This is a genomic window from Paracoccus sp. (in: a-proteobacteria) (genome assembly GCF_032007265.1).
Taxonomy (GTDB): Bacteria; Pseudomonadota; Alphaproteobacteria; order Rhodobacterales; family Rhodobacteraceae; genus Paracoccus.
Genome location: NZ_DALZMB010000050.1, coordinates 17,424 through 27,511, shown reverse-complemented (window position 1 = coordinate 27,511; position 10,088 = coordinate 17,424). Strand labels below are relative to the sequence as shown.

Below are 10,088 nucleotides of genomic sequence, written 5' to 3'. Positions count from 1 at the left end.
GCCGGAATACCGATTTGTCATTATGATCTTCAGGGGCCTCGACGGTGATCTCGGGCTGGAAGAGCCAGGCACTATCCTTGTTGTCCTCGGGCTCCAGCTGTCCGTTCACGAGGAACAGAGTGACGACACGCTCACCCTTGTTGTTCGTCCGAACCGTGCCTTGAAGCCGAACATCCGGTTGGTCGGGGTCGGGGATTGACGGGGGGAGCGGTCCATCGATCAACGGCAGGGGGACGACACCGCCACACGGGACGCGCTGCCATACCTTGACCTTCACCTGTTCTTCTCGGCCGGTCTGGCGATTGCGCCGGGTCTTGGTGATGTCGTGCTCAGCATTGGGGACCCGTTCAAAACGCCCCCACCGGGCCTCTACCGCCAACGATTGAACATCTGCGGCGACGCAGAAGGTCAGTCCCATGCTTGATGGCACCAGCGATTGGTTGTTCGTCGTGTCGATCTCGTCGAGCGCGTCGTCTTCGGGCTCCACCCGGCCGGTTGCAGTCGGAAACTCTGCCCCGGGCTCGTGCAGCGGTGCGGCCCGTTCTTCCTCGAGGTCGCCCGCCTCATCGGCACCGGAAGCCGGTTCCACTTGCGCAGCCTGATCGTCACCCGGGCGTCGGGGTGCGAGCTTGCCGACCAGATAGCGATCGCGGACGCTCATGTCCTTGATCAGCTCGTGCGGCCCCTCCGCTGGGCCGAGCAGATCGTCGCGCACCGAGACCTCGAGAAGATCGCGAACGTAGGTCACGTCCTGGATCAGCGGCACTGCGTCGGGTGAAGCCGCGCCGAGCGAGGGAAGGGCACGAAGGAAATCACCCCATGGCAACCGTGTCGCCGGCGCGCTCGGCGCTGTCAATCCGAGCGCGGTCAGGAGAACCGCCGGATCAACGGCGAGAGCTTGGTCGAAATAGATGGTCCGACCATTGGTATCTGACCGGACACGCAGAATGCGTCCGACAATCCTCACCGCATCGTCGGACCCTATGACGACTGCCCAGTCACCAGCAGCGACGGCGGTTTCGTCGGTCGGGCCGAGTTCAATCCGGAGTGCACGTCCGTGGTTGGCAAGCTCGCCACGGATGATCCATGCAGCATTCTGGCGGGAGGCTTCTTCGATCAACTCGGTCATTTTCAATCACTCTCGGAAATGCGGTAACGGGCGCTGCCGCGTTCGCCTTGATATTCGACGGTGCCGCTCGCCAATAGATCGTTGATCGCGGCATTCCATTGGCCATCCGGGATGTCGACATAGGCAAGGATGTCCGACTTGCTCAGCCAGGAGCGACGCGCCTTGAGGTGGGTGACGATCTTTTCGGCTGCGCCGTTAGCGTCTCCACTGTCACGTCTAGGCTTCGCAGGAGCGTCAAGATTCAGTGAAGCTTGGTCGCTCGACGCCACGCTCCGCTTGCTTTTACGGCTGTTTTGACCGGGCTTTCTGCGCTTCGATGCCTTGCTCTCTTCTTGCGCGAGATAACGAGACTTGTTGATTTCGCTTAGTCCATTCAGGACCGCTCGCCGCGCCTTCTCGCTCATCGTGAAGCGGGTGTTCTTTCCTGCGGGCAGATAGCCAACTTCGTGGAAGCCGAGCTCCAGGTCAATTTCGTCAAGGCCGTAGGCTTCGAGGACGGCTCCATTTAGTGAGGATTGAATTTCTCTGCAGCGGCCGACGTCTTGGCGTCGAAAATGGGGGGAATGAAAATCGTTGTAGAAGCTGGTCAGGCCTTTTTGCTCTACGCGCATCACTTCTCTTCTCGTGCGGAAGAGTTCCTCTCCAAGTTCGGAGAGGCGCGATGTATCAGCTTGAAGTAGACCATCGGGCAGCGGAAACGTCTCGAAAATATCGCCATGGGTGTATCGAAGATCTTGCTTCATTCGGGAACCTTGTTCCCAAGCCCACACAGCGTGGATGTCAGACGAGAGGCAGCCCAGAAGCCCAAAGCTATCGCTCGCAACGACGCATACGGTGTTCGCGTAGATGTATTCGTTCGGGACCATCGTGAAGCAAGGGTATTTCGTCGCTCCAGTTGCGAAAACGATAACGCGCTCCAGCCTGTGGCTGTCATCAATCCAGTCGGACGGATGTGACTGAAACAGCTCGCCGCGTCCAATCTTGTGATAAAGTTCTGGTCGGGGGCGGAGGTGCAGCCACCACGCTCGTTTTGCGCCGGCGTCATTCTGTTTTTCGCGCTCCGGCCTCACCTCTCTTTCAACTCTTGCAAAGGCAGAGGAGTATCGACGCGACGCCTCCTCCGTCCAATCAAAGAAGTTGATGACGTGCCGTCCCGGCTCATGCTCTGGGTGTTGATTGACTTCTCGGCCGATCAAGTACGGATAGACAATTTTCTCGTATTCACGATTTTCGGCGAGAGTCTTGGCGACGAAGTCTGCATCTACGAGGAAGCCATCACCAAGAGTAATGCTGCCTTGGAACACCAGTCCTGCATTGCTCTCCAATTTCTTCGGTGACCATGCTTCTACTTCGCCGAGGTGCGAGCTGATGTAGGCAACAGTCTTTCCGTTCAGTTGCCGAGTTCCACCCCAGCTTGACTTCGCTATGTGTACGCGACTGGTGACGACGTTTGCCGTTCCAGGCCAAACCTCGTTCGGATATGCTGCGATGATCTGCCCGCCAGCTTTCAAAAGCTGCCCGAGCCCGACGTCTCGGGTATCTCCCTCCGCAATCGTGTTCACCGCGATCAGACCGAAAAGCCCGCGTTCTGACAGAAGCGAATAGGCCCGAAGGAAGAAATAAGCGACGAAGTCCGCCGATCCCCGCATCCCACCGGCAATATTCTCGACAAGGAACTCACGGAAAGCAGTTCCCATCGCCCCTGTTATCTTTTGGCCGCCGAGGAAGGGCGGGTTGCCGATGAAAGCGTCGAAACCATCCCGCTGATCGCCGAAGACCTCGGGAAACTGAAGCGGCCAGTGGAAGGGGTCGCGCGAAAGAGCATCAGGTGCATCAATGCGTAGGTCCGTCATCGCATCGCGACGAAGTCGATCCACCGCAGCCTCGGTCCCGTTTGCCGCCGCGTCGGCCAGGGTTTCGAGGGCTTGAAGTCGGTCTGCCCGTTCGGTCGCGCGCGCTCCCGCCAGAATGATCCCGACGAAGGCATCCGCCACGGCCTGCGGCAAGAGAAGCGCGCGTCGTGACTCGGCATCGAGTGCGGCCATCGCATTCACATCTCCGATGTCCCGGATGGGGATAGAGCGCAGACGGGTGCGCAGTTCGGTGGCTTTCTCCACGGCGGCCGTGATGCTCCGCCCGAACAACCTGAGCTGCGTCGACCCCTTCGGGACCATGCTGAGTTCGGTCAGTTGCCGGATGTCATGGATCCCGAGCAGGCTGTCACCGCTGCGCAAGTTGTGGTCGAGGAAGCCGAAGGGCCGCCCCTTGGACATGGTGGTGAGCCATAGCGAGAGCTTGGCCAATTCCACGGCGAGCAGGTTCTTGTCGACGCCATAGATGCACCGTTCCGCCACGAGGCGACGTGCGACGATCGCGCGTTCCTCGACGTCCTGCGACAGCGGGTCGGCCCCCTCGATCGCATCATCGAAGATACGTCCTTCACTGTCGATCCGCATGCCGTTGGCCTCGGCCGCCGCCCAAGCCTCGACCAAGCGGTCGGAGAGCCAACGGCATGCCTGCACCAGGAAGGCCCCGGAGCCCATGGCAGGGTCGCAGATCTTGAGATCCAGCAGCTCCTCGGCGCTCTTCAGCTCCCATTCCTCTGGCGCCTTGCCTTCGGCCGGGCCGCGGTAGGCAACTGGAGTCAGCGTTTCCGCGACGATCTTTTCGGTCAGGCTCTTTGGCGTGTAGTGCGTTCCACTCTCGCGCCGGTCGGCACCGAGGACCACGACGAACGCGCCCTTGTGGTGCACGAGCGGATAGCCCCAGGGATCGGTCCGCAGCAGGGGGGCATAAGGTAGAATGCGGTCGCGCAGACCAACGTCACCACGACAGACGCTGAGCAGACGTGCGGAAAGGCGGTCGTCGGCCGTCCGATCAAGGGCGTTGCGGATGGCGGACTCCGATCGTTCGCTTCGCTCCTTGAGCAGTTCGGCCACTTTGACAGCGCCATCGAGTCGCGCCGACTCCATTTCGCCGAGCGTCACACGCGGGCTCTTCGCCTTCGTTCCGCTATCGAGTTCGAGTGTGACGTCATCGACGCGCTTCACAGTGCGCTCGAGGAGGCCCTCGTAGACATGCCCGATTTGTTCCACGTCGAGCGCGCGGTAGGACAGCGTGCGACCTTCGAAGATCTGGATCGCGTCCAACAGCAGGAGAACGGTGCGATCGTCGATCGGCAGTGGTTCGGCCGGATCGCTTCGCCAACTCGTACACTTCTTCCGCCCTTCGAGTAAAGGATAGCGATCCGGGTCGAACAGAGAACCTCCGAGCGCCGGTAGCTGCAGGGTCGGGTGATCGATCCCGCCATACACGCCGCGAAACAGCGCGAGCAGCCGCGACCACGCGGACCGACGGCGCTCAAGGATTTCCGCGGATTACGCGCGCAACTGCATCCGGAGGCTGGAGATGGCGTAGAAGGCGTCGTAACGCGGGTCGCCGAGCAGCAGTAGGGCGCGTTCCTCGGCAGCCAGCAAGAACACGAGCCGCATCATCATGGTCAGGCCGGCCTCATAGAGCTCTCGCGGATCGACGTCATGCAAGAGCTCGCGATTTCGGTCCTGGTCGGCGCGGTCGAGAGCCTGGACGAGCACTTCGACGGCGCGGCGGACTTGTTCTCCTAGCGCTTCGGTAACGTCATCCTGACGCTTCAGGGAACGTTCATAAAGCGCCGGAAGTTTGCCGTCGTCGGGGCCGAAGAAGCGGCGGACGCCCAGCAGGCTTACGAATGCCCGCAACGTTTCCGGTTCCTGACCCCAAAGGCGCGCATACCAGCTCGCGAAGCTTGCCACGGCGCCTACGGGCGCGTGGACGAGCATCCAGCGCTCGCCATTGGTGACGACGCCAGTTGGACATCCAGTCGACCGGAGCAGAGCGACCATTCGATCAGCCGGGGTAATCGCCAGGCCATCGAAGCGGCGCGTCGCATCAAGATCAGTATCGGGTCCGTAAACTTGGATGAGCAGGAGCGGCTCGTCGGAGTTCGTGGGGTTCACGATAGCCAGATCGGGCGCGACTTTGACCCCGTGTTCTGGCAATGAGACAGTCAGCTGCTCGGGCAGCGCCACCCCCCTGCGAAGGACCGTCTCGTCCATCTCGAGCGCATTTATCAGCACATCATCTATCCAGGCCGCGTGCAGCGCGGAAAGGTCGAGATCGTCTGTGTCGACGGCATCACGCCATTCCTCGTAGGTGCGACGAAGTCGCTGAGGCCGTCCCGAGGGCAGCGCCTCGAGGCCTTGAGGAAAGACGTCGCGCAGCACGGGCACCGCGAGGAAGGGCCCTGATACTTCGATCAGGTTCAGCCATTCGTGATCGCTGCTCATCTGCGCTTCTCCGTCGCGAGTGAATCCGGAACCAGCAGCACGACGGCCACGGGGAACGTATGGTCTACGGCATTAGAATGCCGTTCCTCGATCGTCTTCAGCTCCTGCTCGCGCTCGTTCGGGATTCTGGCCAAGCGTGCTTCCAGGGCTGCAAGGTCGCGCTTGAGCTGCGTCCGTTCGTCTTCTGAGAAAAGTGAGAGCTGGACGGGTATTTGCTCTGCGGCGATCTCGGTTCTCAGCGCCTTTTCGAGGTCGTCCAGAACTTGGCGGATGTCCTCGGCTTCCTTGCGCTTGCGGGTCTCGATCGTGTTCACCAGAAAACGGAGACGGTCCTTGGATCGAGCGTCGACGGCCGCCAAAATGCTATCACGCTGCTTGTCGAAACGTGTCCTCAAGGCGTCGAATGTTGCATCCGACAGTGCCGCAGGCTGAGATTGTTCGAGCCAACGCCGAACTTCCGTGACCCCCTCACGTCGGAAACCGGTATCACGCATATAGCCGCCAGCCTCCGTGAGCTCCTCGTGCAGCCGGTGATGGTTCCCGCCGGTCACGACGAGCCGGGACATCACCACCACGGCTGGTCCTTCGATTTCCCCATCCGGAAGAGAGCGTACGGTTGCCCGGTGGAGCTTCTTTACGTCGTCACGGGCCCAGATTTCCGCGCGCAAGAGCCGCAGGCTCATCTGAACAAGTCGATGGTTGAGGTGAATGAGGACGACGTCATCTCGTCCCTTGGCCACATCGTGGTCGAAGGTGATGGGGCGGACCTTCTGTGTATACGGGTGTTCCAGCCCCTCAAGGCAACGGGACCAGGAACCCGAGAGGTGCGGCATTCGGAAAACCGTGCCATCCGGAGCGCCCGCCAGGAAAACGGGTTCCAGGTCAGGTTTGTCCGCAAGACGAAGTGCGGTGCTGACGGCGCGCTGAATATGGTCGGGCACGAGGCTTTGTTCACGTCGAGTCTCGCTCAGCCGTTCGTGGAGTTTTGCCACACGATCGCGAAGATCGCGTTCAGCCCTCACGAAACGGCGAGACTTCTCCATGCGTATTTCGGCTTCCCTCGTGTCCAGGTCACGGCGGCGTCCTTCAAGTAAATCAGGTAGTTGCGGCGCAATGACTGGATTTACGCTGCCCATGTCGGCGCGCATCGCATCCAGCTTTCGGAGCGCGCGCAGGATGTCGTCGCCTTGGCCGCCTTCGGCATCTACCGGATGCCATATGACGACTTCGCCGGCGCGTTGCCCATGGCGGTCGATGCGGCCGTTCCTCTGTTCCATTACATTCGGGTTGTATGGGATTTCGAGGTGGATCATCAGATGGCAATGGTTCTGGAGGTCGATGCCTTCTGAGGCAGCATCTGTCGCCAGCAAAATCCTGACCGGGGATTCCGAGGGGTTCGCTTGGAACGCGGCCTTCACGCTCTCGCGTTCTTTTGGGTCCATGCCGCCATAGATGAGAGCCAACCTGTCGCCCCCGAAGCCGTTCGATGCGAGGATCTCCTTCATCCACTGCTGAGTGGCGCGATACTCCGTGAACAGGATCACTCGTTCATTCGTCCATCTGTCACCGTCCTTCAGGTGACTGGCCAGCCAATCCAGTACGGCGGTGGCCTTGGCGTCGGACCGACGAGCCGCCTGCTGAGCCCAGGATCGCAGCCGGTCGAGCATCCGGCGTTCTTCGTCGGTCGGTGGCCGGACGTGCTTGCCTGCTTCCTCGATCGCTTCCGCCTCTGCGGCGTCGCGCTGCGCGTCGTCCGCGTAGTCCTCTTCGGTCTTAGCTATCGCTCGCCGAAGAATGCGGTCATCGAATTTTTTCTGGCTGCGGTCGCTAACCGAGCGACCTTCGATCGTCGCGATATGCCGCTCCAGCGTGGCCGCGAAAGCAGCAGGAGATGATGATAGGCGCTTGCGCAGCAGCTGGTGTACGAAGTGATCGACGGCCCGTCCTCCATCAGCGCCGCCTTCGCGGCTCTTGATGTATGCGTCGAGTTGGCTCCGGGCATTCCTCTCGTCGCCCTCATATTCTACCGGCAATGCCTCGAGTTTCCGCTCGGGATAGATGCGCTTGCCGTTGGCGTCGACCAGATCGCTCTTTAGCCGACGGACCATAACGCGGGTCAACTGGGGGTCACTCGGAAGGACATTTCTCGCGAACCTCTGATCGTCGAGAAGCTCGAGGAGCGCGGTGAAGGATTCAGTATAGCCGTCATGCGGCGTGGCCGTGAGAAACAGCTTGTGTTGGAAGTGTGGCGCGGCCAGACGAACAAGCCGCGTCCTGAGGCTTTCGACGGCATAGCGGCCGACGTTCGGGGCGACGTTGTGAGCCTCGTCGATGATGAGCAGGTCGAACTTCCTGGGATGGCTCACATGCGGGGGCAGTGCGTCCCGCAGAAGGCGCAATCCTTCGCCCTGTTTGGCCCAGTCCATTGAGGTGATCAGACGGGGAAAAGACGTCCACGGATTAGCGTGGAGACCGCGCTCGCGGCGCAAACGCTTGACATGGTCCGTATCGACGATCCGGAACTCGAGCCCGAACTTCTCCTGCATCTCGACTCGCCACTTTTCCTGCAAGGAGGCAGGGCAGAGCACGAGGACCGTGCGGGCGCGGTGACGCAGGAGCATCTCTTGAATGACGAGCCCGGCCTCAATGGTCTTGCCGAGGCCGACGTCGTCGGCGATCAGAAGATTGGTGCGCGCCATGTCGATTGCTCGCACGAGCGGATCCAGTTGGTAATCTTCGATGCTTACACCGCTGCGGAATGGGGCCTGCAAATAGCCCCGATCAGCGTTCGTCGCGGCTCCCCATACGACTGCATCAAGGAAGGCTTGCAGCGTCGAAGGGTCGTCCAAGCCGGTCAAGCGAGGCAAACCGGCCCTCTCGATGACATGAGCTCCTGGCTCAAGCTCCCAGATGACCTCAATCTCTTCGCCGAGCGCATCCTCGTCGATGGAGGCCAACCGGACGAGGTGCCGTTTGGGCAAACCGGGTGCGACCGACCCGCCGTTAACTTCCGAGACCATCCATTGGCGACGACGAGCCTCGACGAGTTGGCCCGGTTCCGGCGCAGCAGAGTGAGCTACCGCGGCCATCAATTCGTCTGCTGTCATGGTCATGGTTGGGCCCCATTCTTTCTGCGTGCGCGTACGAGCTCTGCAATGCGGCTCGCGGCGTGGTTGGCATCTTCATGCTCCCAGATGCGAACCGACTCCCACCCAAGAGCCTGCAGCCGTTGGTCAGTGTCTGCGTCCCGTGAGCGATTGGTTTCGATTTTCTGGCGCCAGAAATCGGCGTTGCTCTTAGGCCAAGAGGCATGCTCGGGACACCCGTGCCAAAAGCATCCATCGACGAACACGGCAATCTTGGTCGCAGGAAACACGATATCTGCGATGCGTCTGGGCTTCGCCAGAAGTGGAACGTGGAGCCGATAACGCAGGCCTTGGGCATGCAGAGCCTTGCGGAGATTCAGCTCCGCTCGCGTGCCCTTTTGCCGCACGCGCGCCATTCTACGGCTGGCCTCAGGCGACGAGGGGCTTGCATTCGCCATTGAGCGATTGTCTTTCCGAATTCAGGTCGGCATCAGAAAATTGCTGAAGATGGGCAATGATGCTTCGCCCAATCACTTCGCCCAAGGTTACTGGGACGGCGTTACCAATCATTCGACCCAAGGATTTAAAATGGATAGGCTCGCCCTCAGGCACGAACGAATAGGTCGTAGGGAAGCCTTGGAGGATCGCGCCCTCTCTCAATGAAATTGCTCTGTCTTGGTCCGGGTGCCCAAATCGTCCGTTCCCGAACCCGTAATATTGAGTAGTCAGTGTCGGCGCAGGGTTGTCCCACTCCATCCTGCCGTAAACGCCAGGGTACGTCTTGCCGCTATCTTTCTTATGACACGCGGCGACCAGATGCTCTGGCCAATCACGCCAAGAACCGCCGGGCTTGGAAGCACGAATACGTTCGACGTTTAGCGGCGACAGCCGCGATGCGGTATGTAACGGGTCTGCGGAGCAACTCTCGCCATGGGAAATCGGCGGCAGATCTCCAATTGCATCACGTACGCTTCGCGCATGTTCCAGATCAGGTGCGGCGGTGCGAATGGGCCCAAATTTTGAAGCAAGCAAGACCATGCGTCGCCTCGTCTGGGGAAGGCCGTATTTGATGCAGTCAATGACCCCTCTATGAACGAAGTATCCCTGACTTTCGAGCGAAGCTGAGAAATCGTCGAAGACGGCGTGTTTCGCAACGGTTGGGACATTCTCCATGGTAACGATGTCTGGACGCGTCTCTTTCACCAGTCGGTCGAACTGATAGAGAAGCCCCCAGCGTGGGCTGCTGAGCACGTCGTACCTCTGCGAATATGTAGAGAAGGGCTGACACGGGGCACATCCGGCAAGGACCTTTACCCCGCCATTCCCGAAAAGCTCGTCGAGTCTCGCACCGGACACCTTGCTGATGTCCTCTTTGATGAATATGGCATCATTATTGAACTGGAAAGGGTGTCGGCAACTTTCCTCGATGTCGACGCCAGCTACGACATTGATGCCCTCTTTCTGGAGGCCGTGGGTCAATCCACCGGCACCGCAAAAAAGGTCAATGCAAGTAACGTCCTTCATTCATCTTCTCACTTTTCGCCTGGT

The 10,088-nt window shown here is 60.2% G+C and carries 6 protein-coding genes; all 6 read right to left on the bottom strand.

Annotated features, from left to right (window positions below; all coding sequences use genetic code 11):
- On the bottom strand, positions 1–1,129 hold a 1,129-nt coding region (locus RTS12_RS11785), incomplete at its 3' end, for a hypothetical protein (protein WP_312528696.1).
- A 2-nt stretch (positions 1,130–1,131) separates the two neighbouring features.
- Complete coding sequence (locus RTS12_RS11780; protein WP_312528694.1) at positions 1,132–4,443, bottom strand: Eco57I restriction-modification methylase domain-containing protein; 3,312 nt, start codon at positions 4,441–4,443, stop codon at positions 1,132–1,134.
- 63 nt (positions 4,444–4,506) lie between these two features.
- On the bottom strand, positions 4,507–5,454 hold the full coding sequence (locus RTS12_RS11775) for a type IIL restriction-modification enzyme MmeI (protein WP_312528692.1): 948 nt from the start codon (positions 5,452–5,454) through the stop codon (positions 4,507–4,509).
- Entirely contained in the window at positions 5,451–8,567 is a 3,117-nt protein-coding gene (drmD, locus tag RTS12_RS11770; RefSeq protein WP_312528690.1) for a DISARM system SNF2-like helicase DrmD, read from the bottom strand. The genes RTS12_RS11775 and drmD overlap by 4 nt, the downstream gene beginning before the upstream one ends.
- Entirely contained in the window at positions 8,564–8,998 is a 435-nt protein-coding gene (locus RTS12_RS11765) for a very short patch repair endonuclease (RefSeq protein WP_205518390.1), read from the bottom strand. The genes drmD and RTS12_RS11765 overlap by 4 nt, the downstream gene beginning before the upstream one ends.
- The gene (locus tag RTS12_RS11760; protein WP_312528683.1) at positions 8,970–10,064 is read right to left on the bottom strand and encodes a DNA cytosine methyltransferase; all 1,095 of its coding nucleotides are present in this window, start codon (positions 10,062–10,064) and stop codon (positions 8,970–8,972) included. Before RTS12_RS11760 ends, RTS12_RS11765 begins: the two co-directional genes overlap by 29 nt.
- Positions 10,065–10,088: the final 24 nt, after the last annotated feature.

Coding starts and splice junctions, on each gene's coding strand:
- RTS12_RS11775 (WP_312528692.1), bottom strand. CDS start 5,454: ATGAGCAGCGATCACGAATGGCTGAACCTGATCGAAGTATCAGGGCCC.
- drmD (WP_312528690.1), bottom strand. CDS start 8,567: ATGACCATGACAGCAGACGAATTGATGGCCGCGGTAGCTCACTCTGCT.
- RTS12_RS11765 (WP_205518390.1), bottom strand. CDS start 8,998: ATGGCGAATGCAAGCCCCTCGTCGCCTGAGGCCAGCCGTAGAATGGCG.
- RTS12_RS11760 (WP_312528683.1), bottom strand. CDS start 10,064: ATGAAGGACGTTACTTGCATTGACCTTTTTTGCGGTGCCGGTGGATTG.